Source organism: Pedobacter caeni, from assembly GCF_900129215.1.
GTDB classification, from domain to species: Bacteria; Bacteroidota; Bacteroidia; order Sphingobacteriales; family Sphingobacteriaceae; genus Pedobacter; species Pedobacter caeni.
The window spans coordinates 1,456,597-1,482,599 of record NZ_FQUQ01000002.1; the positions used below are offsets into that span (position 1 = coordinate 1,456,597).

The following is a 26,003-nucleotide window of genomic DNA, read 5'->3' on the forward strand; positions in this document are numbered from 1 at the left end:
GCCCACCTGAAGTTCCATAGTGTTATAAAACCCTTATTGGCTTTAACATGACGGATAAAGAGGTACAACAATTAATCAAGAAATACCTGGATGGTAAGGCTGGCCCGGAGGAAAAGGGAATGCTGGAATCCTGGTATGTTCAGAATGCGCAGAAAAATACTGACATTGATTATCCAAAAAACCTGTTGGCGAAAAAAGAAAACGGTCTTCAGGAGATTTTAGCAATGGAGCAGCTGAAGTCAGTACCAGTGGTTAAACATTGGAAATGGCTGCGTTTTACTGCTGCTGCGGCAATGATCATTGGCCTGAGCACGCTCTTGTATCTGACTGTTTACGACACTCCTCAAACAGATGCATCCATAGCCCAGGCGAATGACATTGCCCCGGGAAAGAATACAGCCACCCTGACTTTAGCCAACGGGAAAAAAATATTGCTTTCTAATGCCCTGAATGGTGAACTCGCTAAAGAATCCGGTGTTGTGATCACAAAAATGGCGGACGGGCAGCTGGTATATGAAATCAAAGACCAGCAGACTGGCCCGGCTGATCAGATGAATACACTTTCTACCGCAAATGGAGAACAATATAGGTTGTTACTCCCTGATGGAACAAGTGTATGGTTAAACGCCGCCTCTTCTTTGAAATTTCCTTCTACATTTTCAGGCTTGGCCCAAAGAAGGGTAGAGTTGGATGGTGAGGGATATTTTGAAGTGAAAAAGGATAAAGAACACGCTTTTGTGGTGGTCAGTAAGGAACAGGAAGTAGAAGTGCTTGGAACTCATTTTAATGTGAACGCTTACAATGATGAAAGTAACATTAAAACAACCCTGCTCGAAGGTTCAGTGAAAATAAATAAAGATATCATTCTTAAACCCGGTGAACAGTCTTCATTGCTGAAGTCAGGCTCAATATTGCTGAAACAGGTGGATGTGGAGGAAGCGGTTTCCTGGAAAGAGGGATATTTCAGATTTGATCAAAAAGATTTACGCAGCATCATGCGCAATATATCCAGGTGGTATGATTTAGAAGTGGTATATAAGGATTCAAGGTTGGAAAATCTGACGTTTAGCGGGACGGTATCCCGGTATTCCAGTGTTTCAAAAATCCTCGAGATCCTGGAGTTAAGTAAAGAAGTCCGGTTTACCCTGGAAGGAAGGAGGATCATCGTGACTAAATAATTACTCAGGGTAAAAAGAACGAAGGCCAGTAGTGCTACTAACACAACTGGCCGGGTTCTGGTACCTCGCCAATACAATTTGCTCTAATATCAACTGTTAACCAAAACCAAACAAATGTATAAAATTTCTATGACCAAATTGGACGTACGGAGAAAGTACGTCCCTAAAATTCTGCTAGTTATGCGATTAGTTTTCATACTCACAGTGGCCGTTATGATGCAGGTCAGCGCAGCGGGATTTTCTCAGAATGTAACCCTTAAAAAAAGTAATATTACCTTAAAGGAGTTTTTTTCAGAGATCAGAAAGCAAACCGCTTATGATGTCATGTGGCAGCCTGAAAAGGTAAATGCGGAAAGCCGTACTGAAGTAAACCTGGTAAATGTTCCTTTGGAAGTAGCATTAAACAGACTGCTAGCCGCAAAAAAGCTGACTTATGTCATCAAGAATAAAACGGTATTTATTCTTCCAAAAGAGGAGTCTGCAGGCACGAAAGATGCTGCCGTGCTGGCGGTGATCGTTGTAAAAGGACGGATCGTTGATGAAAAAGGACTTCCGTTGCCTGGTGCTACAGTGACAGAAAAGGGGACTAAAAATTACGCAATCACAGACAATAATGGCGATTTTAACCTGAAAGTTGCTCAGGAAAATGTAACACTGGTATTCAGCTATGTAGGTTATGTATCAAGAGAATTGCCTGCCAGCAGTAATGTAATGAAAGTGGTCTTGCAGAACAATGATCAGAAACTGGATGAGATTGTAATTACCGGTTTCCAGAAGATCGACAAAAGAAAATTCACAGGATCGGTGGTGCAGATCGATAAACAGGTGTTCGACAGGACAGGCTATATTGACGTTTCCAGAATGTTGCAGGGTGCAGCAGCAGGGGTAGCGGTACAGAACGTATCCGGAACCTTTGGTACTTCTCCGAAGATCAGAATCCGTGGAAATGCTTCTATTTCCGCCAATCAGGAACCTTTATATGTATTAAACGGAATTCCGATTTCTTCTCCTTCAAATATCAGTGCCAGTCAGCTGTACTCGGGAGATGCGGCCGCATTATTGGGATCTGCCATCGCCGGATTAAATGCGCAGGATATCGAAGACATCTCCATTTTAAAAGATGGTGCTGCAACTTCATTGTACGGAACACGTGCTGCAAATGGTGTGGTTTCGATTACCACCAAAAAAGGCGTTGCGGGAAAAATGAGCATTAATTATAATGTTGCTTTTAACATCGGCCTCAAACCAAACATCAATAACTATAACCTGATGAATTCGGCAGAGGAAATGAATTTATACAAACGTCTTTATGATGCGGGGTATTTCTCAAACGCCAATTGGCCGGCCAGAACAGGTTCTTTAACAGAAGCATTCAGAAGGTATGGTTTAAGAGAGACTACATTGGCCCAGTCTTATCAGGAACTGGATAAGTCGGCCACAATGAATACGAATTGGTTTGATGTGCTGTTCAAAAATAACCTGGTACAGGAGCATAATTTATCATTTTCCGGAGGAAGTGAGAAAAGTACTTATTATATATCCGGAAGTTATGTGAATGATAACGGGCAGTCTATGGGTTTCAAAAATACCCGGTATACGACGGATTTCAGACAGGTATTGAACATTGGTAAAGCCCTGAGTATTGACATTAATGCCAATTATGTACGCAGGGATCAGAATACACCGGGAACTCAGAATGCCACTACTACTTATGGAGACATCTCCAGAACATTTGAAATTAATCCCGGTTCTTATGCCGCCAATACGAGTAGGGCAATGTATCCTTATAACGAGGATGGAAGCCCGAAATTTTATTTAAATAACCTGGCTCCATTTAATATTGTTCAGGAGCTAAAGGAAAATTTTGCCGTATTAAAGGCTCAGGAATTCCGTTTGATGATAAAACCAACAGTTAAAATTACGCCCCACCTGACTTATGAGTTTACAGGCTCGATACGTGCTACGGTAAACAACAGGTCGCAAACAGCAACAGAAAGGTCAAACCTGGCAAATGCTTATCGGGTAGATTATAACAACAGCTTAAGAGATGCAAATAACCTGTTGTATCTGGATCCAAATGATCCGAATGCCATCAAGGCAACCATTTTGCCTGTTGGCGGAATCAGAACAACGAACAATTCTACCAGCGAGTTTTACAATGTAAGAAATCAGCTTACCTATAATAATACCTGGAATAAACATTCCCTGAATTCATTGGTTGGTATGGAGGTTCGTTCTGACGAAACAAATAATGAGCACAATAAAGCCTACGGATTTCTGGAATATGGAGGTCGTACAACTTCTCCTTCAAGGCTGGCCTATGTCAGGGCGGTGAATGAAAATGAACTGCTGCACATTGAAGGATTTAACCGTGAAAATGTGGTAGGTATGTACATGGCTCATCAATATAGCTTTGATTCAAGGTATAACCTGGAAGTGGCCGGACGTTTGGATGGCAGCAATATCTTTGGTAAAAACGTACGTACCAAATTTTTACCAAACTACTCCTTTGGTTTCTCCTGGAATGTAGATCAGGAAAGCTTCTTTAAAAACAGTAATGTCAGTAAGACGATAAGTGCATTGAAGCTGAGAACGAGTTATGCATTACGTGGAAATACTTTTCAGATCTCACCAATGTTAAATGCCAATTATGCCAATCTGGTTCGCTATGATACTCAGAATAATGATATTGGTGTAAATATTACTTCTCCGGAATTGTTTAATCTGAATTGGGAACGTGATTATGTCACCAATCTTGGATTGGATTTTGGCTTGTTTGATAACAATGTTTCGGGATCAATAGAATTCTATAACAGAAATAATAAAGATTTGATTACCGGCTTTAATACTTCACTGGAAGAAGGATTTACCACCAAACAAATCAATTGGGCCAGTATGAAAAACAAAGGTCTGGACATTACTATCGGTATCCGGAATGTACTGAAAAGCCAGGATTTCAGGTTAGGTTTTAACCTGATCTTTGGATATGTTAAAAACAAAATTGTTGATGGTGAACTGGCTTCGATCAATTTAACCACCATTACCAGACCAATTGGATACGGATTAAATGGTTATCCATTGGAAGGCTTGTACGCCTTCAGATTCGCAGGCTTGAATGAACTGGGAAGACCCACTTTCTTTAATGGAGATAAAGTGGTAAAGGATATTCTTCCTTCTGAAAGAAACCGGTCGTTGATTCAGTATATGGGATCAAGAACACCCACAACCACAGGATCTTTTTCTGCAAATTTTTCGTATAAACGATTAGAATTCAGAGCTTTTGTGACCTATGCTTTAGGGCATAAAGTTTTCAAGGATCCGATAGCTAAACTGAGTTATGATGATAATACTTCCAAAAGTGCAGATCTGAATTACATGTGGCGAACACCAGGCAATGAGTCTCAAACCAACATTCCGGGACTATTGACTACGGTACAGCAAAGTTACATTTCTACATTTTTTGCGATAGATGATGTAGCCTATAACAGAAGTACGGAACGTGTAGTTGATGCGAGTCATTTCAGGTTAAGCGAGCTGATGTTGAGCTATAGCTTAAGTCCGAAGATGCTGTCAGGAATACCGGCATTTAAAAGCGCCCGTTTCTCTGTTTCTGCTAATAACATTGCTTTTTGGGGAAGTAAAAGGTTAAGGGGCGTTGACCCTGATACCTATATCACCGGGGTAAACTTACCCAATCCAAGAACCTATTCATTCCGTTTAAGCGTTGGTTTTTAATTATATAACTATGAAAAAGTATTTATTTAGTGCACTCTTGTTTTTGATGTGCACTGCCACACTGACCTCTTGTAAAAAGTTTCTGAATGAGCCATTCGACAACAGGTTGGAACTCAAAAATATAGAAGATTACGCTGGTATTGTTAAAAAATCATACCCAACTCGTTACGACTTGTTTAATGAGGTTTTGACGGACAATTATAAGCTGGTGCCGAATTTAATGCAGGATGCCTGGAAGCCGTTGTATATTCCAATGTATATGTATAAGGATGATTACCAATATACTTTAAACTACACTTCTCCGGCAACGGCCTACACTCATTTATACAATAAAATCTATATGGCAAACCTGGTGATAGAAGGGGTGCTTACAGGTGGTGGAGGAACTGCTGAAAAGCAGGTTGTGATGGCGGAAGCCCTATTGATAAGGTCATATTGCTACTTCATCCTGACCAATATTTTTGGGATGCATTACAACCCCTCTACTTATGCAACGGACATGGCAGTACCACTGATTCTTGAAGTGAACAAGGAAAACAGGCCGACCTATTCCAGATCGACTGTAAAAGAAGTTTATGATCAGGTAGAAGCAGATTTGTATAAAGCAATTGACATCTATGAAAAAAATCCGGCCGCTGTTCCTACCAATCCTTATCGCTTTTCTATGGGGGCGGCTTATGCATTTGCCACCAGGCTTAGTTTGTACAAAAATGATTTTGAAAAAACTGTGCAGTATGCGGATAAGGCAATCGGACAAAAAGGAAGGGTATTGAGAAGCCTTAAAACAGACTATGATGTCTTGTTGAAGTCGGGCTGGGCTTTCTATGCACAACAATTTAATGATCCTTCTTCTCATCCAAATATTATTATGGCCGTGCAGTCCGAATATGTGCATCATCCGATAGGGAACAATTGGGGTGGATTTTATCTGGCACCGGACGTTGTAGCGCAATTAACAGACAATGATTTCAGGAACAAGATTACGGCTAATGCAGGTACGGTGATTGATAAGTCTACTTACATTATTAAAAACAATACAGGATGGCAGACTTCCAGGTATGTGTATTTTAATATGGAAGAAGTTTTGCTAAGCCGCGCAGAAGCAAACCTTAGAGGAACTGCTCCCAATCCTGCCAATGCAATCCTTGATCTGGAAGATCTAAGAAAAGTACGTTTGGAGAAGTATAGTCCCTTAAATACCGCGGGGATGAGTAATGCGCAATTGCTGATAGAAATTTATAAGGAGCGTCGCATTGAATTCTTGTCTGAAGGATTGAGGTGGTATGACATCAAACGTCTCGGCCTCACTGTGGAGCATAAGATGGATCAAAATTCCAGTGTGATTGATGCCACCCTTGTTAAAGATGATAAAAGATCTGCATTACAGATTCCGGTGAATGCAAGAATTGGAAATCCGGTTTTAGAAAATCAATTAAATCCCAGATAACATGAAAAAGCTATTTATATATACCTTATTGATTTTAGCAGGCATCAGCAGTTTCCTTTCTTGTAGTAAAGAAGATAAAGTTACCCTGGAAAAGGAGAATCTGGATTATTTTGCAATCATCAATAAACCGAAAGAAAAATGGAATGCGCTGGATTCCCTGTGTGATACGATTTATAGGGATTATGGGGTGAAAATTGTATACGAGTACACCCCTCAGGTGATCAGACCCAATGATTTTTATTATCCTCCTACTTATGATAAAGCCCTGGCTTATACGAGAAAGGTGATGAAAACGTTATGGCTCGAACCTTTAAAGAAAAATTTCCCTGATTATTTCAAGAGAGAAACACCAATAGAATTTATCCTGATGGGAGGATATTATCATGGCCATCCTACCAATACAGATATTGCTGCAGGAGCTGGTTTTAACGGTCAATTCTATCGTTTGGGAATGGGTGGAGTCAATAACCTGGATTTGTCAAATAAAGCAGCGGTACATGATCATGTGGTGACCTTATGGCATGAACATGCACATAATCAGGATGTAAAATATGGCAGAGGGGAGATTTTTGACCGGATCTCTATAGGAACTTATTATAAAGAGGCATGGAATACCAAAACAGAACCTCAAGCAGTAACGGATGGGTTTTTTAGGAAGTATGGCGGGTTTGCACCGGAAGAGGATTTTGCAACCACAGTAGAACACCTCACGAGATTTCCAAAGAATGATGCGCTCACGCTGATCAATTCTAATGAAAAGTTAAAAAGGAAATATAACCTGGTCAATAAATTTTACCTGGATAAAGGAATGGATTTGCATAAACTGCAAAGCATAGTTTATGATCTGGTTTACAAAAAATAGTCATTTTAATCTTTATAGATATGAAAAATATACTGAAAATATCAGGCTTTTTAGCGCTGCTGATGGTGCTGTTTGTGTCCTGTGAAAAAGATAACATTACCACGACGGTGGAGGAATTGGTTGGTACGGAAAAGCAAATGGAAGCGGATCTGAAACAGACCTTAGGTAAATCAGCAAACGGGTGGGTAATGATGGTCAAAAGTACGCTTGCAGAAACGGCTTATGTCCCTGTTGTTATGCAATTTGATACTATTAAAAATATGGTAAAAATGAGGAGTGTTTATGGAAGTGCTGTTAGTAATCAATCTACTTATCTAATAAACAAGGGCGTTTCAGGTGTGTTGCTTAACTTTTCCGGAGGTTCTGCGGTTTCTTCATTGATGAGAATGGATAGAAAATATGGAGATGTGACAGACTATGTATTCAAAGTCTTATCAGTGGGTGCTGAGAGTATTAAGATCCAATGTCTAAAAAGTGGTGAAGCTTACAAAAAGGAGGGAGGTCCGATCTATACATTATTTAAAAGGCCTGAAAACTGGAAATGGGCAGATGATGCACTTTTGTTAGATCTAAAAAAAACAGAAGCAAGAGCTAATGTTATAAGTACGAATAGTGTGTTAACACTCAATTATATTCCTACAGGGGAAAAGGTAAGTATAGGTTCTCATTTTGGTCCCGGTTTTGACGGCGTTTTGAATTCGTGGCAATTGAATGGCGATCCATTTTATAGCAATGCCTCCGCAAATGTATTTGATAAGTTTTATCTTTTTTACGCTTATGTTAATTATAGCAAAGGGACGATTAGTGATGATTATGAAGATTATCCGGTAGCAAGACAAGGACATAACGCTTTATATTTTATTCCTTTTTATGAGAGGGACGCAAATACCTGGGCTAGTACGGATAAATTCGCCAAAAGCATCAAAACTCCGTATTTGGTGATCAATGAGGTGATTAGAACAGGGACCAATGTGACCATTAAGGTCGCTTCTTATGACAAATCAGGAAAGGAATACATTACAGGAGAGTACAGAAATTTCAATTAAACAGAAGTAGTCTTCCATTAATTAATGACAGCGCCCGGAATTGAAAAATCGGGCGCTGTTTGTATTTTAAAGATTAATCCTGCCCTTCACCGCCAAGACCAACCCACAACCATTTTCCTTTTCTGTATTCAAACAATAAATAACCATCTTTCGTAGAACGGCAGGGAACATCACATTTTCCTACTTTAGTGCCTTTGGCGACTATAGGCTTATAAAAGGTCCAGGAGTTGTTGGTTTGCATAGACGTTAACCATTGATCTGCAGTGCCGCCGCCACCACCATCAAAGAAATCGTCAGACATCACTTTCCTCAGGCTTTGAGTATCCTTTTTGTTGACGGCCGTACTAAATTTCGCCCAAAATCCTGGCCAGCTTTTATTGGCCTGACTTTGTCCAAAAGTGCTCCCGCAAACAACTAAAAAACAGAGCAATAAAAGGACTTTATACTTTTTCATATTTTTATAGATTATATTCAAATTTAGTATTCAGAATAAATATCAGGGATAATTGCAGGCATTTTTTTCTTTTAGTTTTCCCGATGGCTGAAAATTTGTGTAAATAACCTAATTGATAAACATTTTTGAAAAAATAGTGTTTATACCATTACTTTAGACCTAAATCGACTGCAATCATAAGATGATCACAAACCCCTCCGCTCAGTTACCCGGCTTGTTACCTATTGAATTGCTAGACGGCTTGCCGGTAGCAATTTATACCTGCGATCATTTGGGATATGTGACTTTCTTTAATAAGGCTGCTGTAAAATTATGGGGTAGGGAGCCGGAACTTGGAAAAGAACTCTGGTGTGGCTCCTGGAAGATTTTCCATCCGGATGGAACACCCATGGTGCTCGATAGCTGTCCCATGGCCCGTACCCTCAAAGAGGGACAGCCGGTGGAAGATGAGGAGATCATCATCCTGTGTCCGGATGGGACAAAGAGAAATATCCTGCCAAGCCCGGTTCCACTGTTTGATGCGTCCGGAGTACTTAAGGGAGCCGTAAATACCCTGCAGGACATTACCGAACAAAGACAAGGAGAGAAGAGACAGGCCATGCTGGCCGCAATCATAGAGTTTTCGGAAGATGCCATCGTTAGTAAAACACTGGAGGGGATCATCATGAGCTGGAACCATGGTGCAGAAAAGCTATTTGGTTATACGGAAGAGGAAATGCTGGGAAAGCACATTTCTATATTGATTCCAAAAGATCGTTTGGATGAAGAGCAGCTGATCATCGAGCGGGTCCGGAATAACAGGCCCATTGAACATTTTGAAACCATTCGTATTACTAAAAATGGAAGTAGCATCCCTATTTCGCTTACAGTATCACCAATAAGGGACCGCAATGGCCGTATCATTGGGGCATCTAAAATTGCAAGGGATATTAGTCTGCAGAAGGAGTCGGAAGCCCAGTTGCAAAAACTATACAATGATATCCAGGCCATGAATGCTAAAAAGGATGAGTTTATTGGAATGGCGAGTCATGAGCTGAAAACGCCGGTCACGAGTATTGATGCCTTTTTACAATTGGTACAACGTTCATTATTGCTGGACGACAAAGATAAAATGCTGGTTTCAAAAGCAAGAAATCAGGTGGGGAAACTGACTTCGCTGATTGCGGATCTTTTGGATGTGACGAAAATTCAGACTGGTAAACTACCCTATACCTTTACCAGTTTTGACCTCAGTGGCCTGTTAAATGAAATCATTGAGGTGATGCAGCAGAATCACTTGTCGCACGACATCGTTCTGGATCAGGAGGTGTTGCCCCTGAGTATTTATGCCGACAGGCAACGGATTGAACAGGTAATCATTAATCTGATTTCCAATGCGATCAGGTATGCACCAAATGCCAGAAAAGTCCTCATCCGGGTCGTAAATGAAAGCCGGAAGGTTCAGCTTTCTGTACAGGATTTCGGACCAGGAATAGCGTTGCCGGAGCAGGAAGAGATATTTTCAAGATTTTATCAAATAAAAAAGCCTAATGGCAATGCATCAGGCTTAGGTATCGGGCTTTATATCAGTAAGGAAATCATCGGCCGTCATCAGGGTAAAATCTGGGTAGACAGTACACCCGGTGTGGGATCAACTTTCTCCTTCGAGTTGCCGCTACTTAATGAACTCCAATAGGGGATTCAAAATCACAGCTTCGAACTCTTCCTGTTTTTTTATTCCTTTCTTATTGTCTGAAAAATCCTCACTAATAGGGTAATTTTTTACAAAACGACTGGTCTTGGCACCAATGGTATACATTAATGTTCCGTAACTGGTGTCATTCACCAATCTTACCTCTTCGAAATTCATGAGGGTCTTGGTAAAGAGACCCGGTATTTTCTTATAGACTTTACGGGTATTTTTATCAAAAATCATGGTCACTTTAGCAACGAACACAAAGTCGTAAACCACATAACAGCACATACCAGCCGCAATAAGATAAATGATCCGTTTTACATCAAACCCTATCGGTAAAAAAGGAACGACAGCAAAGGATAAAAAAATCACAAATAAGAATATTCTGATCTTAGTGAACATGCTCAGGTTAGGCTGAAAACTCATCCGGTTACCTGAGATTTCTAAATTATAGAGTGCCATAATTAATCTTCAAGCTTCATGATCTGTAAAGCTTCATTAACCATATTGTTCAATGGCTTTACGGTAAAAATAGAATGGTTAAGGACCAGGATTTTTTCTTTTCCATTGATGTTGAGTACCATACATCCAGCACCATTCATCGTTAATCCAAATAGGGATACTGTACTCGAAACAAGGAAAGTTTCGAAGTTTTCAAGGCTGTATGCAACTTCAGAAGCAAGGAAATTCTTTTTCATCAGAATCTGATTGGATTGCATATCTATGGTAGTTTTTGCCGTCAGACGTAGTAAAGACATCGCGCCTAATACCGCCATACCAATGCCTATCCACATATTGGCTTTGTCGGTAGCCCCTTTAGTAAAGATCAATGCAAGTCCGCCCAGCAAAAAAAGGCCGCCAATAAATCCGATAAAAACGAATTGTGTTTTCAGGTGGTACTTGTTGCCTTCTTGTTCAAAGTATTTGTAGTTGTTCATAATGGAATGATTAAGCGTTTAAGATTGAAATAATAATAATAGAGTTTGTTAAAATATGTTCTTTTTCATCAAAGAGAAAATCTCTATTTACAAAGTTGATGCCAAAGGTTATATAAAATAAATAGGTATTTATAACCTGCTGGTAACAAGTTAAGTTATTGGTTAATAAAGAGAGTGCTGATTGTCTTGTAGTTGTGTGCCTGATGTCCGGGATTGTAGGAAAACTATTTTCGCCTGTATTGGAAAACAGATAGATCCCCGGTATTTACATTAAAAGAGAAGCCGTTTATGAGAAGAACTTCTATACATGGAACTCTTCTTCCAATATGGCATAATGGTAATTGTCTTTCCATTCGCCTCTTATGGGAAGGATTTTCCTGCGTAGTCCTTCTCTTTTCATTCCTGTCTTTTCTAAAACACGGATAGATGGCTTGTTTTCTGTGGATACACCCGCTTCAATCCTATGTAATAACAATTGCTTAAAACCAAATTTAAACAATGCGGATATGGCTTCAGCTGCGTATCCCTTTCCCCAATATTCAGGAGATAACTTAAACCACAATTCTGCATTCTGAAACTTCCTGGAATGATTGCTTAAACCGATCAGACCAACTCTGGTCTGATCGGCTAAAGTGATGCAAAAGCCGTATTCCTTTCTCGGGGAAATATTTTGTTGCTCAATATATATGTTCAGGTAATCCGCTGAATCTGCAATTGATTCGGGAAGGTCCATTGTTGCATATTGCTGAACTTCAGCAATAGAATGCAGACCATGAACAAAGAGGAGATCGGTCTCGTTTAAATCCCGGATGATTAACCTTTCTTCACAAATATTGATGATTCCAGGCATTTTTTTAAGCACCAAACTGTGTTAAGTGATGATTGAGGTGCTTATAAAACATGTTGTTCCACTCTGTTTTATTCAGTATTCCGAACGAATGGGATTCTTTTCCATCAAACTGATCTTCACCCAATTGCTGGGTCTTTTGGATGAAACTGATCAAACGGGCTTTCTCCGCCTCGAAATCTTTGTCGCCCTTTATAATAAAGGCCGGAGCAGTGGGGCCACCTTGTTTGAAAGGCGCTTCGCCAACTACCTTATTCTTCGCCAGCATTTTCAGAATGAACTTCATAAATGCACCTGGTTTGGGATGTTTATCCTGCTCATAGACCAGTTCGTAAGTTACACTGCAATGCGCAAGCATCTGTGAAACATTCATTTTACCCCATTGTGCCGGACTTGCAGAATGGAGTGTATTTATCCGCTGAATGATGCCATCGGAAACAGGTTGACTGAAAATATTCGGTAAGGCCATTTGTTTGGTTTTTGCTATAAAAATACACTTAAAAAGTGTTCTGGTTTATTTTTTCTGTAGGGTTCATCAGGTAAGTGAGCATCGAATTGTCTTTTAGCAATTCCACCACGCGGAAACCTTTGTAAGCCGTTCCCCAGTTGCCACCAAAATGGCTGTCAAATAAATAAGGAATGTTATCCTTCATTTTAACACCATCCTGATCATGTTCATGCCCATGAAAAACAGCTTTTACATTAGGATACTTCTTGAGTAATTCGAAAAAAGCAGGAGTATCAATTGCGTTGGCAGTCCATTTTGCTTGTGGGATATGAAGGAAAATAAAGGTATGACGCAGTTTTTTATGTTCTTCCAGCTTTGCTTCCAGCCATTTTAAATCCGGCGACAAATATTCTCCTTTCTCATTGGAAGTATCGCCCAGCAATATGGCATTTTTCTTAACCACCACATCATGATTCAAGGGCGTTTTCCAGATGCTTTCCCAATATTCGGGAGTCACTTTATCATGATTTCCCCTGGTTACATAATAGGGCATGGTCAATTGATCAATCTTTTGTTTTGCTGTGGGCAGCAAAGTCTTATCATCATGGATAATATCCCCATTGATGACACAAAAATCAAGCGGGCTTTGCTGGTGAAACTGGTTGATCTGACTGGTGATGGTAGCGAAAAACTCATCGAAGGAAGTTTTTGCTTGTCCATAGTGACCATCTGAAGCAACAACAAAACGAAGTTTCACTTCTGCTTGTAATTCATTGACTTCGGATGCGCTTAGAAATTTAACACCTCCACCAACAAGTAAAGCGGTTGCAAAAGAGATGTTCTTAATGAAGTGTCTGCGAGATGAATTCATAATTCTATTTTAATCGGTCAATATTAGGGTATCAACGGTTACCATAATGTTAATTTATAAAATAAAAGCGAATTTATCCCTGAAAAGCCTTGCTTCAGGGATAAATCCAAAGATCATCATCAAAAAAGAGAAGTTTTCCTCTTGAAGTTATACACTGCCAGAATGCTGAATAACAGCGATAAAATGAAAACCGATGCCAGGTTCTGCCATACATAACCTGTAGTATGTCCTTTGTATTGTGCAACCTTGAACTCGTCCCAGGCTACGTTTGCCAGGGTCTCTTCTTTAAAGACAACCGGATAAAAATACAAACGGATTTGCTCATGGTAAGCCTTTATTGCCTGCTGGAACTTCAAGTGGTTTTCCAGATCGGAACCGGCCAGCTCATTGAGCCTCAGTTGTGTTTGTATTCCCGGTAAGAATAAGGCCGTCAGGTTCGTAAAATCATGCCGTTTATTTAGTTTTTCTGCCATTGATCTGGCACCTGCCGAAGCCTCATCATCTCCCATCTGCTGCATGGCATAATACCAGTACCAGCTAAAGCTGAGCTCAGAAGGAAAAGGGTATTGCTTAAATTGAGGATAGTGGGCATAAAACTTATCCATGGTCTTACTTTTATCAAGGTCCCATTTTTCATGATATCCTTCTCTTTGCTTAACGAGTGTTTCCAGTGCTTCCGGAACGGGATATTGCTGGGTTAACCAAACGTTCAGAATGGCCGGAGAAATGATGTTCAGGACCACCCAGAAAGAAATCAGCAATACTGCATTGTAGTTTGACGACTTGCCGCGGGAAATGACCCAAAAGGATAAGGAAAACCAGAACAGCAGGTAAAGGCTGAGTAAGGTTAAAATCAGCAGCAAACGACCGTCTAAAGGAAGTTTAAGGTAAAAGATGGCACTGGTCATTAACACCATCGCTACTGTAAAAACAGAGATGATCCTGACGGAAAATTTGCGCCATATCAGTGCGGAAAGTGCTCCGGACTGCGACTTGAGAATGGCCCAGACACCAGATTCCTGATCAGCAGAAAGCAGGTTGTAACAGAAGGCAATGATCACCAGCGGAAATAAAAATATGAACACAAAAGCAAGGTCCATATTTCCCAGTAACAGCGTAGAAGGGTTGACAAGGTCGGTATCATAAATCTGTCCTTCTACTGCCAGCATGCTGACCGAAATGAGGTAAGGATTGATGTCCCTTTGTCCGTTGGCAAAAGCTGCCCAGCGGTCGGGAACATTCACCATAGAAAACTTATTGTGGTAGAGGAATAAACCGGGGTCTTTACCAAAGTGTTTGAGATTTGTACCGGTATTTTTTTCCTGTGTCTGGCTGGCCTTTTCGATCACAATGTCCTGTTGCCGGATAAATTTCTCTCCGAAGTAAAGTCCTGCAAATCCACTGATCAGCAAGATCAGAATACCGGCCATGGCTGCTTTGTTTCTGAAAAACAGCTTAAATTCTAATAGATATATGCTTTGATTCATGTGCTTCTGTTATATTGTTTTTACCCATTTTGATGAAATATTCAGAAAGATCAGCACTCCGGAGAACCAGCACAAAAGAGAAAGTATGCTCCAGAAGTGATTGGAAATTACGCTGCTCACTGGTTGGAAGGTGTATTGGAAATCTGGTTGTTCTGCCCAGTTGGAACGGCTGATGGACAATGGTTTTTCTTTTTCTCCTGGAGCTGTATTGCTGATCTTCTCGATCTGTAATTTGTTCATGCGTTGCGCCAGACCATAACGGTAGGCTTCTGCCTGATTCTGAAAATCCATATAGGTTTTGAAATCAGCAGCGGTCAGGGCCATGGATAAATTTTTAATGGCCAGGAAAGGGTTCAGGTAGCTTGCTGCAACCGTAAAACTGTTTTGTTGTTCAAAGGTCTTGTTGAGCTCCCGCTGATGCTGGTTGTAAATCCCTGCAGAGATTTTTTCGCCTTCGGCCATGACATAACCTCCGTAATTGAAAGGCAGTTTTTTGACATCATCGACCTTATATTTTTTTAATACATCGGCCTTTATCTTTGCATAATGCGGGTCATCAGGATCATGGCTATCGCCTTCTTTGTGCAAATCTGATGCAATCGCTGCGGAAAACTCCATTTTTGATGGTGATGGATATAAGATGACACCCAATGCCTGCGTAATTCTGGGCATCACAATGGCAAAGAAAACCCATAGTACAAGTAAGATGGTTAAAGCTGATTTTGAACTGCTGTGAAAAGCAGAAACAAGAACTGAAATACCTGCACAGATGATGAAGTAAACGGCATAGCTCAGCACCAGAAAAACCAAACGTAAGGAGGCATCCATACTGACCTGCCAATTGCTGAGCATGGCCCATAGCAATACCGTTAAGAGAATAACAGGAATAAATAAGCTGAAACTCACGGCGATAATACCAAGTGTTTTGCCTGAAAGGAGCTGTCGCCAGCTCACTCCCTGACATAAAATGATTTTAAGTGTCCCTGCTTCCCGTTCCGCAGAAATACTATGATAGCCCAGGAAAAAGATCAGCAGGGGCACCAGCAATTGCAAAACCATTGCTACACTCATTTCTCCAAAGCGAAGCATCCCATTGGAGAAACCTGCTTCACTAAAGTTTACCGTATTCTGCTTGTGTGCTTCCAGAAAAATAGAAACTCCGGCAAAACTTTCTATCCCAAAGTCGAAGAAGCTCAATTCATGCTTATCCCGGAAAGCAAGGTATCCGTAATGAGCCATCCGGTGGGGGTGTTTATCTGGTTTTTCGAGCCATTTCTCCCGTACCAGTTCTTTATATTTTAACCGCTGACTGTTTTGAATTTTAAAATTCTGCCAGCCAATAAAGGTGGCCAGGCATAAAGCGATACCCAGAATCAGAGTGAGCGCAATGGTGGCTCTGTTGCTGAAAGCAGTTTTCCAGGTTCTTCTGGCGATGATAAATATGGTCTTCATTTTTTTGTTTCTAATTGTTAAAACCGGTAAGTCGCATTGAACATTACATTTCTGGGAGTTCCGGGAAATAACCTCAGGTAACTCTGTGCGCCTACCCAATAGGTCGTATTTAATACATTATTGACATTCATGGCCAGCTGAACCCTGGATTTAGGTGGTGAATAATACAGGGCTGCATCTAAAAGGGTATAGGCTGGTAAACTGAAATCCCTGGTGTACCATGGCAGTTTATTTCCGCTGTATTGAATGCCTGCACCGATTCCAATACCTTTAAAAGTACGGTTGTCATTCAGGTCATACCTGGTCCAGATGCTTCCGCTATGCTGAGGGGTATTCTGTACCCGCTGGCCTTTTAGGATGGGGTTGTTATCGTCCGTGATGATGGCATCCACATAACTGTAACCCGCATTAAATTGCCAGTTGGGCAGTAGGAAACCAGAAGCTTCGAGTTCAATTCCGCGGCTTCGTTGTGCGCCACGTTCTATGAGCAGGTTTAAATCAACGGGATCATTTGCACTCATTAACAGGTTTTTCTGGTTGATCTCAAAAATGGAAACGTTAACCATTAAGCTTCGGTTCATCCATTCTGATTTTGCACCAATTTCTTTGAGGTCGCTTTCCAAAGGTTTGTAATTTGTTCCGGCAGGTGGAGGAATGATCACCAGATTTGAAGTGTTGCCCTGTGGCTGATAACCTTGCAGATAAGTTCCATAAAGGTTGATGTTTGAATTCAACTCATAAGTGATGCCCAATCTTGGCAGCAATTTATGTCTGGAGATCCTTTTCTCATTGCTGAGTTGGTAATTGCTGTAATCTTCGTACCATTCCTGTCTTAAGCCCAGCAAAAGTGTGAGTTTTTCATATTTAACCTGATCCTGCAGATAGACCCCGTTTACCACAGAATAGGCAGGAGGGATTTCATTTTGAGTGAATATATACTCGCTTAAGTTCCGAAGTGTGTACGCAGGTTTGGCCAGATTAAAATGTGCAACATTGGGTATAGGACGGGTAATGTCATCAACGGTCTGGAATAAGTAACGGTCTTTTTTTAAGGGGTCATACTTTGAGGTATCACGTCCATTTTTTAACCGGTAGCCTCCGGCCGAGTTGTCTGCACCACCCCTGTATCGCTGCACATTGATCAGGTCATAGCCGACTACCAGCTTATGGTGTAATGGACCTGTAGCTGCATTAATATTGAAATAAGCGCTGATGTTATCGGTATTCCAGCTTTGCTGTCTCTGAATAGCCCTTAATCCGGCAACTGTAGGAATGGCTTTTCCGGCTTCATCTACACCATAAGCATTGGTGGTCCGGTGTTCCTGAAGATCTTCATCCCAGGTCTGCTTCATATAAGTAATGTTAAAAACCAGGTCTTTGGTAAAAGCATGGGACAGGTTGCTCATTAACATGACATCCTGGGTATTGTACTTGTCATTGCTGGCCCCCATGCTGAAGGTAATGGGGGTGCTTTGAAGGTCTGTCTGACCAGCAATGGCCCCAAAAATAGTCTGTCCGCGGTCTAACCTAGTCTTGTTCTTGTTTAAAACAAGTTCTACATTCAGACTGGTTTTCTCATTCGGGATATAAGAGAATGAAGGAGAAATCAGGTAAGCCTTTTTAAACTGAAGGTCCCGGAAGCTCTTGCTGTCTTCATATCCTACATTGAGGCGGTACAATAAGGATTTCTCCTTGTTTAGTGGTCCGGTAAAATCCAGAGCGCCACGGATGGTACTGAAACTCCCCGCCGAAATGCTGATCTGCTTCCGGTCTTCACTGAGCGGTTTCTTGGTCACCAGGTTAATGGTTCCACCAGGATCCACACTGGAAAAAGAAGCACTGGCCGGACCTTTGATCACTTCAATGCGCTCCAGATTATTCGTTAAGGGCTGCAGGAAATAATGTTGTCTGGTCCGCATGCCATTGATAATTGCTCCTTCTTCGTTCTGATTGATTCCGCGGATGGCAAACTGGTTGTAATAACTGTTTTGAGTTACGCCAGGTACATTCTTTACCGCATCGGCGAGTGCAAATGCCTGCCTGTCGGCAATGAGTTCCTTGGAAACTGAAGCGATTGCCTGTGGGATATCCTTATTTAAAGAAGCAATTTTAGTAGCAGAAAAGGAGTAGTCACCATAATATTTTTTCTTACTTGTACCAATCACTTCAACAGTTTGAAGTTCTTCATTGGATGACGACAAGATGATGGTATCTATCAGAAACTCCGGCTTCCCGGGAATCTGATATTCCCTCTGGAAGGGAATAAATCCAACTGCAGTTGCCCGTACCAGATAATTGCCCGCCTTAGGCAAAACAAGTAGAAAATGGCCACTGGAATCACTGGATGTATGGAGAATATCCTTTCCACTTTTGAATTTCAAGGTCACATTTTTTAGGGGACGTTGTTTCTGATCCATCAGCGTTCCGGAAACCTTTGTTTGTGCCTGAATAGAAACTGAAAAAAGAAAGAGTAGGAGTAGCGTTAGAACTGGTCTTATGTAACTAAGGGTCATTTAAATGGTTTCTAAGTATAATTTCTGAAGATCATTAGCATTGATGTCTGCTGCTTTGAGGGTATGTATCAGTTTGCCCTGACGCATAATCCCGATATGAGTGCCAATGTTAACGGCATTAAAAATATCATGGGTAGCCATCAGGACTGATTTTCCTTTTCTGCCCAGTTCTTTGACGAGTTCGGTAAACTCGTCGGTAGCTTTAGGATCAAGGCCACTGGTCGGTTCGTCCATAAGGATCACAGCAGCATTTTTTGCCAGGGCAATCGCAATGCCTACCTTTTGACGCATGCCTTTACTGAAACCTGCAAGGGCTTTGTGATGAGCGGTACTTTGCAGGCCGCATTGAGAAAGAAAAGCCGACAGACTTTCCTTGTCGTAACTGAAACCAGCAAGCATACTGAAATAATCGAGGTTCTCTATGGCTGTCAGATTGCCGTAAAGCATCACCACTTCAGGAATATAAGCAAGGTCTTTTCTGGTCTCCGAAGATCCGGATTGTACTTCTTTATTGTTGATGAGCGCTTTTCCGGAACTGGCTTCTGTAAATCCCAGAAAAAGGTTAATAGTGGTGGTTTTACCTGCGCCATTCTGGCCCAGAAGGCAAAAGATTTCCCCGGCTTTAACTTCCAGGTTAAGGTTGTCCAGTGCTACCTGCGACTGGTAATGTTTGGATAAAGAGATGGCTTGAAGCATATTCTTTTAAAAATTAGCATATATGGAAATACACTGCCCGGAAGGACAATGGAAAGAATTCAGGAATGAGAAAATTAAGCCTGCAGTAGAGGGGGACCTTTATTACTGCATTTCAGTATAAAGCTGGAAGTAGCCTGGGTAGTAAGGAATGCCTTTGTTATTGGTAAAGGGCAGGGAATGAAACTGAAAATCAGTGAGGGATGATGATCAAGGTCTGTAGATTGGTGTTTGATCAGTTCACAGATCTTACATTGAGCATAAAACGTTGAAACTTGTTTCTCACTGGTGTATCTGTATTCCTTCTTATTCTTATGAAATTGATGGAATGAATTTTCATGATGATGTAAGACCGGAATAAAGGAGGTGCTCAGAAAAATAAGCAACAGAAAAATCGCCCCCGTTTGAGGGAGAATGTCTCTGAGATATTTCTGCATGCTTTTCATTAATGCAACAAAGTTACAATTAATTCTCTTTTTATCGCAGGATTCTGCGAACAATGATCCTTTATCTGTTATATTCGCTGTCTATGTTGAATCAGGATTTTCATAAGCAACAAATTGAAGAGGATGGCTTCACCATCATTGAATCGGTGTTTTCGGATGATCATATCTCCGCAATGCTCCATATTATTGAAAGCGCAGATGCTTCCGGAAGTACCTTTCGTAAATCAGCTGATTTATTTGCCATCAGGCAATTTCTGAAAGAACTACCCGAAGCGAATGAAGTGATCTTCAATGAGCGTTTTAATCAGATCATCAGACAACTATTCGGAAAGGACTATTTTGTAGTGAAATCAATTTACTTTGATAAGCCGGAGCAGTCCAACTGGTTTGTAGCTTATCATCAGGACCTGACGATCTCTGTTGACCGAAAAGAAGCTGTAGAAGGCTATCAAAACTGGACGGTAAAACAAGGCCAGTTTGCAGTTCAGCCCCCATTAGATTTATTGAAAAATATTTATACCGTTCGTATTCACCTGGACCATGCGGATGAAAATAACGGAGCGCTTAAAGTGATTCCGGGATCTCAGCTTAAGGGAATATACAAACCAGATGATATCAACTGGTCGGTGGAAAGAGAAGCAATTTGTAAAGTGCCTGCAGGGGCAATTATGATCATGAAACCTTTACTGTTGCACAGTTCTGGCAGAACAATAAACAACAGCAAAAGAAGGGTTATCCATATCGAATTTTGCAATGTAGAACTGCCGGAGCAATTCAACTGGGCTGAAAGGAGTCCGCTTTACCCGATGTCCTGATCAGAATGCTATTTTTTGATCACAGCAGTTGCTTCAATCTCGATCAATACCTCTTCACGGAAAAGTTTTTTTACTTCTACTAAAGTGCTGATGGGTGGTTGCTTTAAATTAATGTATTTGTCTCTGGCTTCACGGAACTTAGGGATTTGTGAGATGTCAGTGGTATAGATCACTGTTTTTATGAGATCATCCATTGTGCCACCAGCCTCTTCAATAATTTTTTTGATGTTCTCAAATACCTGTGCCGTTTGTAAGCCCATGTCGCCAATACCTACAATTTTTCTATCGACATCAAGTGGCACCTGTCCCGATAAAAGAATCATTTTACTACTACCCAGGTCGATTTCAACAGCCTGCGAATAGCCTTTTACAGGTGCAACAGCTGGGGAACTAAAGAATTTTACCGGATTGTTTTTTTGTTGAGCATTCATCGCCATTGGGAGAAATAAGAAGATGGTAAATAATAGCCTATTCATTTTTTTTATATAAACTTAGTTAAAGTTGGCACCAGTTAGGTGTTGTGTTGCGTTAATATTACATGAATTAGCATCAGAAAACGGATCAACTTCGTTTCCATCATCTTTTTTACTATTTATAATTGTTTTTCATGAGGTTATAATGAGGATTATTTAAAGAATAAGTATTACTTTCGTCATTATTTATTGTCTCTGATTATTTAAATGAATAAACTATTGTGTTCCTCCGGATCATAATTGAATTATAAAGGAAATATCATGGCTTGGTCGCTATGGTAGTTTAGGTTGTGGGTGCGTTTGGTCGCGTACCCACTTTTACTTCCCCAAATGAAAAGATTAATACTTTTTCCCCTTATGCTTTCTTTGAATCTCAGCTTTGCTCAGAAAACCAACAGATTTGATAGTTTATATTCCAGCCTGTTTAAAGATAAAAAGTTCAATGGCAACGTCCTGATCGCCGAGAAGGGCGAGATCATTTATGAGCAATCCTTTGGCCTGGCTGATCAGGAAACCGGCCGGAAAATAAATAACAATGCCATATTTGAACTGGCCTCAGTTTCCAAACAATTCACTGCGATGGGAATTGTACTACTCGAAAAGCAAGGGAAACTAAAATATGATGACCCGTTGGCTAAATATATTCCTGAGTTGAGCTCCTATAAAGGGATCACTATTCTCAATTTATTGAACCATACCAGTGGCCTTCCGGATTATATGGACTTTTTCGAAAAGAAATGGGATAAATCAAGGATCGCGGTTAACGAGGATATCATCAATATCTTTCAGCAACTTAAGCCCAAAGCAGACTTTGAACCCAATGAAAAGTATGAGTACAGCAATACCGGATATGCTTTACTGGGAACCATCATTGAACGGGTTTCAAAAGAATCTTTTGGTGGCTTTTTAAAGAAACATATCTTCAGCCCGCTGAAGATGAAAAATACCCTGGTATACAGAAGCAGGTACCAGCCACAGGTAATCAGGAATTATGCGAAGGGCTATGAAACAGATACGGTAAAAGGCCTGTTTCTTCCCGACCAGATGGGGAAAGATTACTATACCCGTTACCTGGACGGAATTGTGGGAGATGGAATGGTAAACTCCAGTCTGGAAGACCTGCTTAAATGGGATAGGGCATTATACACCAATCAACTGATTGGCCCAGAAGATAAAGAGAAGATTTTCAGCTCCTATCAGACCAGAACGGGAACGGCCACCAATTATGGATTTGGCTGGAACATAGAAGAGCACAAAGTCTATGGTAAGATTGTTTCGCATGACGGAGGCTGGGCCGGTTACATCACTTATTTTGAACGACATCTGGATCAGGATAAAACCATCATTATGCTTCAAAATCACGATGATGTCGATATTCCGGTAACAGAGACGCGTAAAATATTATATAATTTGCCTTAACGAGACCTGGCCTTAGCGATAGATATCCCGCATTGCGAAATTAAACTGACTCATGATCTGTCGTGTCAGTTCCCGGTATAAGTCATCATAACTCGGTCTGTTATTGGCCACTCCATTGATGATGGCCATGTCTCTTCCACTGAGTGCATTCACATCACCAGTATACCTGCCCGTAAGACTTTCCCAGGTATACTGCGCAGGAATACGGTTTGAAGCAATCAGTTTTTGTGTATGTGCATCTGTAATCCGGTAATCCATTATCGCTCTTGAGTTGATAATTCTTCTGGTTACATATACGGTAGCGGTAATTGTTTTGCTGCTTTGTGAACCAGCCATTTTATCACTTTTTACAGGAACCTTTTTTGATACATTGTAAGAGTAAGTATTGGTGGCCAGGTTGCTGAACCAGATATCGTACATATTGATGTCCATAAACTGATCTACCCTGAGGTCATTTTGCTGTCCATATGACATGCCATAAAACTGATAGTAGCTGCGTTCCCCAATAGAATTGAGGTTCCATAAAATGTCGCTTTCAAAGAAATTCCCGTTAATGGCATAATAACCAAAGCGCTGATCAAGTTTGTTCACCACCACATTTGTGATGGCAGCTTCATAAGCCTCCTTCTTTTTAACAATAACATCTTTATAACCGGGAACATAAGTGTCAGCAATTTTTAGGTTATCATAAGCTTTTCTGGCGCTGAGCCTGTCGTTGCGCTGTAGCAAAGCGATTCCCCTGTTGTACCTTGCATCTGCTGCTGCTAATGCAGCCCCTTCTAATTCCTTATGGTAATTCCTCGGGCGGAAAGTCGTACTCCCTTCTTTCAGGTCTGTTGCCGCATCATACATTTTCTGCAGGGCCTCATAACCATTGTATACCAGATCAAGCATTTGCCCTTTTTTAGCATTGCTGTTTTTTGCCGTTGTGACGTCTTGCTCATATTTTGTAGCTGCTTCCTGATAAGCGATGGGAAGGATCCTTTGCGCATTGGCATCTGAAGGGTTTTTCTTCAGGTCATTGACGGCCGCATAATAGGCTTTACCATATTCTCCTTTATCAAAGAGTTTCTGAGTGGACTGACAGGATGAAAATACAAGAAGCAGGAGGGTGAATTTAAGCAGCGTTTTCATAGAATTCAGGTTAAGAGTAAATAAAGATATGGAAATAAAAGCGTCCATCTGAATTCAAATCAGATGGACGCTTTTTTTAGTTCATTGCTTTATTTATTGAATGCAGCTACTATGCAAAATCATGACTGATGACAGATTTTAACGTATTTGGTTTTCTTCCTGTTACCTGCTCCACATCATTAGTCGTAAAGCCGACATGATGATTTGCGATCACAGAATATACCGAGTTCATGTAAACTGCTACAAAATCCGGTGCACCTGCCTCTTTAAGTACAGCTATATATTGTTCAGGACTTGGTTGCGGGTAAACAATGGTTTTGCCGGTAACTTCAGAAAGGATAACTGCGGCATCTGCATAAGATAGGGTTTCCGGACCGGTAAGTTCATAGGTTTTTTTACTGTGGCCTTCCATAGTTAATACTGTTGCTGCTACTGCAGCAATATCTGCTACATCGATAAAACTGACTTTACCATCTCCTGCGGTTGCAAAAGTAATTCCTCTTTGTGTAATGTTGTCCCATTCGTAATTCTTAAAATTCTGCGCAAAGAAAGTGGCCTTTAAAATAGTGTAATCAAAGCCTTCTTTTGCCAGTCTTGCTTCGGTCTTTAAATGAAAAGACATATCAGGACCCATATGTTCCGATTTTAATGCGGATAAATAAACTACCTTCAGGATTCCTTTTGACTTCAGGAAGTCCAGAAAGGGGGTTATTAACTGGTCCATTTCCAGAACCATAGAAGGACCAAGAAGGAATACCTTATCTACACCGCTTGTTGCCGCTTCAAAAGTAGCAGGATCATCAAAAGAGAACTGAACCAGTTCATCTGATAATCCAAGTTTTTCTTTTGACTCTTCCACATTTCTGGTGCCAGCAAGAAAGGGGATGCCTTTTGCCTGAAGGTCTTTGATCAATGCTTTTCCAATTGCGCCTGTAGCGCCTGTGATTAAAATTTTATTTGCCATTTTATTTGGGATTTTACTTTCAATAGTTACTTTTAGTAATACAATATTAAGAGGTAACTAATGGATAAACAAGAAGGTACAGCAACATTACTCAGGAACAGCGGTGTAACTATTGCTGGGAATGAGGAGCTTAAGGGTGATAGAAAGTTACAGGAAATTTTTAACAATGCCAATACGATAGCCAATGAGATTTGTCCGGTAGGGGATGTCATTGCCAGAATCAGCGATAAGTGGAGCATCTTATCTATTTATGCATTGGGTGCTTACGGAAAGCTGAGATTCAGCGAATTGATCCATAAGATTGATGGCATTTCCCACCGGATGCTGACCGTAACTTTGAGAAATCTGGAAGGAGACGGCTTTATCAAAAGAACAGTTCATGCTGAAGTGCCACCAAGGGTGGATTATGAATTGACTGAACTGGGCCACAGCCTGATGCAACAGTTGTCTGGCATCATTGGCTGGGCCGAAGCCAACGGAGCAGAAATACTTGCTTTTAGAAATAAGAAGGGATAAGATCAGGCGATGCCAACAAGAAATTTAGAATTGACATCGCCTGTGATCTCCGGATTTATGGGCAATAGTTAGTCTAATAGAATGTCGAGTTCCTCGGTAGCTGGAATAAGACATACACTTTTACTACATGGACTGTACTCCAGTTTACATTTAACAGAAATAGGGTCTTGTGTTTTTAGTTTGACCTTTTGCTGAAATGTCGCGATTCCTTCAAAAAAGCCAATGTCCATCTTAAAAATGGAATCATATTCTATTTGTGGCGCTGATTCTATAGTTTCACCGATAAGATCATATTGAGGAGAGGCCTGAAAATTAAAAGATGTTTTTATTGGCCCTCCTTCTTTTAGTTTTTGGGAATAAATATGCCAGCCATTATCCATCATTGCAGTAATCGTAATTATGGCTTCTGTTTTGTTGATTTTTTTTACACTGTAGCTCCATTGTACATGCTCTTTTATAATTTGAGCAAATGAATATGAGCTCATTAGAATGAATGCTATTAAAAATGCTTTTTTCATATTGATCTGTTTATGATACAAAGTTATCCTCCCGGGGCTCTGTGTCAGTTAAAGGATTCTTAATTAATGTTA

General features: G+C 40.7%; 23 protein-coding genes. 9 read left to right on the forward strand and 14 right to left on the reverse strand.

What is annotated here, in order from left to right; all coding sequences use genetic code 11:
* The first annotated feature begins 47 nt into the window (after positions 1-47).
* The 5 genes from BUC20_RS13535 to BUC20_RS13555 all read left to right on the forward strand — a co-directional run bounded on the left by BUC20_RS13535 (position 48) and on the right by BUC20_RS13555 (position 8,268).
* A complete protein-coding gene (locus tag BUC20_RS13535; protein WP_073231531.1) occupies positions 48-1,178 on the forward strand; it encodes a FecR family protein in 1,131 nt (376 codons plus the stop codon).
* Positions 1,179-1,358: 180 nt separating this feature from the next.
* Positions 1,359-4,913, forward strand: a complete 3,555-nt coding sequence (locus BUC20_RS13540; RefSeq protein WP_159441100.1) for a SusC/RagA family TonB-linked outer membrane protein — start codon at positions 1,359-1,361, stop codon at positions 4,911-4,913.
* A 10-nt stretch (positions 4,914-4,923) separates the two neighbouring features.
* Positions 4,924-6,360, forward strand: a complete 1,437-nt coding sequence (locus tag BUC20_RS13545; protein ID WP_073231533.1) for a RagB/SusD family nutrient uptake outer membrane protein — start codon at positions 4,924-4,926, stop codon at positions 6,358-6,360.
* A gap of 1 nt (position 6,361) precedes the next feature.
* Positions 6,362-7,222 (forward strand): substrate import-associated zinc metallohydrolase lipoprotein, encoded by an 861-nt coding sequence (locus tag BUC20_RS13550; protein WP_073231534.1) that lies wholly within the window; start codon positions 6,362-6,364, stop codon positions 7,220-7,222.
* A gap of 20 nt (positions 7,223-7,242) precedes the next feature.
* A complete protein-coding gene (locus tag BUC20_RS13555) occupies positions 7,243-8,268 on the forward strand; it encodes a DUF4302 domain-containing protein (protein WP_073231535.1) in 1,026 nt (341 codons plus the stop codon).
* Between the two features lie 73 nt (positions 8,269-8,341).
* Here BUC20_RS13555 and BUC20_RS13560 read toward each other — a convergent pair whose 3' ends face one another.
* Entirely contained in the window at positions 8,342-8,722 is a 381-nt protein-coding gene (locus BUC20_RS13560; RefSeq protein WP_073231536.1) for a hypothetical protein, read from the reverse strand.
* A 181-nt stretch (positions 8,723-8,903) separates the two neighbouring features.
* Here BUC20_RS13560 and BUC20_RS13565 point away from each other — a divergent pair, with 181 nt between their 5' ends.
* Positions 8,904-10,397, forward strand: a complete 1,494-nt coding sequence (locus BUC20_RS13565) for a sensor histidine kinase (RefSeq protein WP_073231537.1) — start codon at positions 8,904-8,906, stop codon at positions 10,395-10,397.
* Here BUC20_RS13565 and BUC20_RS13570 read toward each other — a convergent pair.
* From BUC20_RS13570 to BUC20_RS13610, 9 genes are all read right to left on the reverse strand, one after another.
* On the reverse strand, positions 10,377-10,859 hold the full coding sequence (locus BUC20_RS13570) for a hypothetical protein (protein WP_073231538.1): 483 nt from the start codon (positions 10,857-10,859) through the stop codon (positions 10,377-10,379). The genes BUC20_RS13565 and BUC20_RS13570 overlap by 21 nt on opposite strands.
* Before the next feature lie 2 nt (positions 10,860-10,861).
* Positions 10,862-11,335 (reverse strand): hypothetical protein, encoded by a 474-nt coding sequence (locus BUC20_RS13575; protein WP_073231539.1) that lies wholly within the window; start codon positions 11,333-11,335, stop codon positions 10,862-10,864.
* Between the two features lie 301 nt (positions 11,336-11,636).
* Positions 11,637-12,185, reverse strand: a complete 549-nt coding sequence (locus BUC20_RS13580; RefSeq protein ID WP_073231834.1) for a GNAT family N-acetyltransferase — start codon at positions 12,183-12,185, stop codon at positions 11,637-11,639.
* 4 nt (positions 12,186-12,189) lie between these two features.
* Positions 12,190-12,651 (reverse strand): DUF1569 domain-containing protein, encoded by a 462-nt coding sequence (locus BUC20_RS13585; RefSeq protein ID WP_073231540.1) that lies wholly within the window; start codon positions 12,649-12,651, stop codon positions 12,190-12,192.
* A gap of 28 nt (positions 12,652-12,679) precedes the next feature.
* A complete protein-coding gene (locus BUC20_RS13590) occupies positions 12,680-13,501 on the reverse strand; it encodes a metallophosphoesterase family protein (protein WP_073231541.1) in 822 nt (273 codons plus the stop codon).
* Positions 13,502-13,620: 119 nt separating this feature from the next.
* On the reverse strand, positions 13,621-14,988 hold the full coding sequence (locus BUC20_RS13595; protein WP_084528845.1) for a DUF3526 domain-containing protein: 1,368 nt from the start codon (positions 14,986-14,988) through the stop codon (positions 13,621-13,623).
* A gap of 9 nt (positions 14,989-14,997) precedes the next feature.
* Positions 14,998-16,440, reverse strand: a complete 1,443-nt coding sequence (locus BUC20_RS13600) for a DUF3526 domain-containing protein (RefSeq protein ID WP_073231542.1) — start codon at positions 16,438-16,440, stop codon at positions 14,998-15,000.
* 17 nt (positions 16,441-16,457) lie between these two features.
* Positions 16,458-18,953, reverse strand: a complete 2,496-nt coding sequence (locus BUC20_RS13605) for a TonB-dependent siderophore receptor (RefSeq protein ID WP_073231543.1) — start codon at positions 18,951-18,953, stop codon at positions 16,458-16,460.
* Entirely contained in the window at positions 18,954-19,649 is a 696-nt protein-coding gene (locus BUC20_RS13610; protein ID WP_073231544.1) for an ABC transporter ATP-binding protein, read from the reverse strand.
* Between the two features lie 526 nt (positions 19,650-20,175).
* Here BUC20_RS13610 and BUC20_RS13620 point away from each other — a divergent pair.
* Complete coding sequence (locus BUC20_RS13620) at positions 20,176-20,907, forward strand: phytanoyl-CoA dioxygenase family protein (RefSeq protein ID WP_073231836.1); 732 nt, start codon at positions 20,176-20,178, stop codon at positions 20,905-20,907.
* Between the two features lie 8 nt (positions 20,908-20,915).
* On the opposite strand, the gene BUC20_RS13625 is transcribed toward BUC20_RS13620, so the two are convergent.
* Entirely contained in the window at positions 20,916-21,383 is a 468-nt protein-coding gene (locus BUC20_RS13625) for a RidA family protein (RefSeq protein ID WP_200800940.1), read from the reverse strand.
* Between the two features lie 327 nt (positions 21,384-21,710).
* Here BUC20_RS13625 and BUC20_RS13630 point away from each other — a divergent pair, with 327 nt between their 5' ends.
* Positions 21,711-22,799: a serine hydrolase domain-containing protein gene (locus BUC20_RS13630; RefSeq protein WP_073231547.1), complete on the forward strand. Its 1,089-nt coding sequence runs from the start codon at positions 21,711-21,713 to the stop codon at positions 22,797-22,799.
* A gap of 12 nt (positions 22,800-22,811) precedes the next feature.
* Here BUC20_RS13630 and BUC20_RS13635 read toward each other — a convergent pair whose 3' ends face one another.
* Positions 22,812-23,933, reverse strand: coding sequence for a hypothetical protein (locus BUC20_RS13635; protein WP_143166787.1), 1,122 nt, complete (start codon positions 23,931-23,933; stop codon positions 22,812-22,814).
* Positions 23,934-24,042: 109 nt separating this feature from the next.
* Positions 24,043-24,897 carry an SDR family oxidoreductase gene (locus tag BUC20_RS13640; protein ID WP_073231549.1) on the reverse strand — a complete coding sequence of 285 codons (855 nt, stop codon included), beginning with the start codon at positions 24,895-24,897 and terminating at the stop codon, positions 24,043-24,045.
* A gap of 60 nt (positions 24,898-24,957) precedes the next feature.
* On the opposite strand from BUC20_RS13640, the gene BUC20_RS13645 reads away from it, so the two are divergent.
* A complete protein-coding gene (locus BUC20_RS13645; RefSeq protein WP_084528847.1) occupies positions 24,958-25,413 on the forward strand; it encodes a winged helix-turn-helix transcriptional regulator in 456 nt (151 codons plus the stop codon).
* A gap of 68 nt (positions 25,414-25,481) precedes the next feature.
* On the opposite strand, the gene BUC20_RS13650 is transcribed toward BUC20_RS13645, so the two are convergent.
* Complete coding sequence (locus tag BUC20_RS13650; RefSeq protein WP_073231550.1) at positions 25,482-25,931, reverse strand: protein-disulfide reductase DsbD domain-containing protein; 450 nt, start codon at positions 25,929-25,931, stop codon at positions 25,482-25,484.
* Positions 25,932-26,003: the final 72 nt, after the last annotated feature.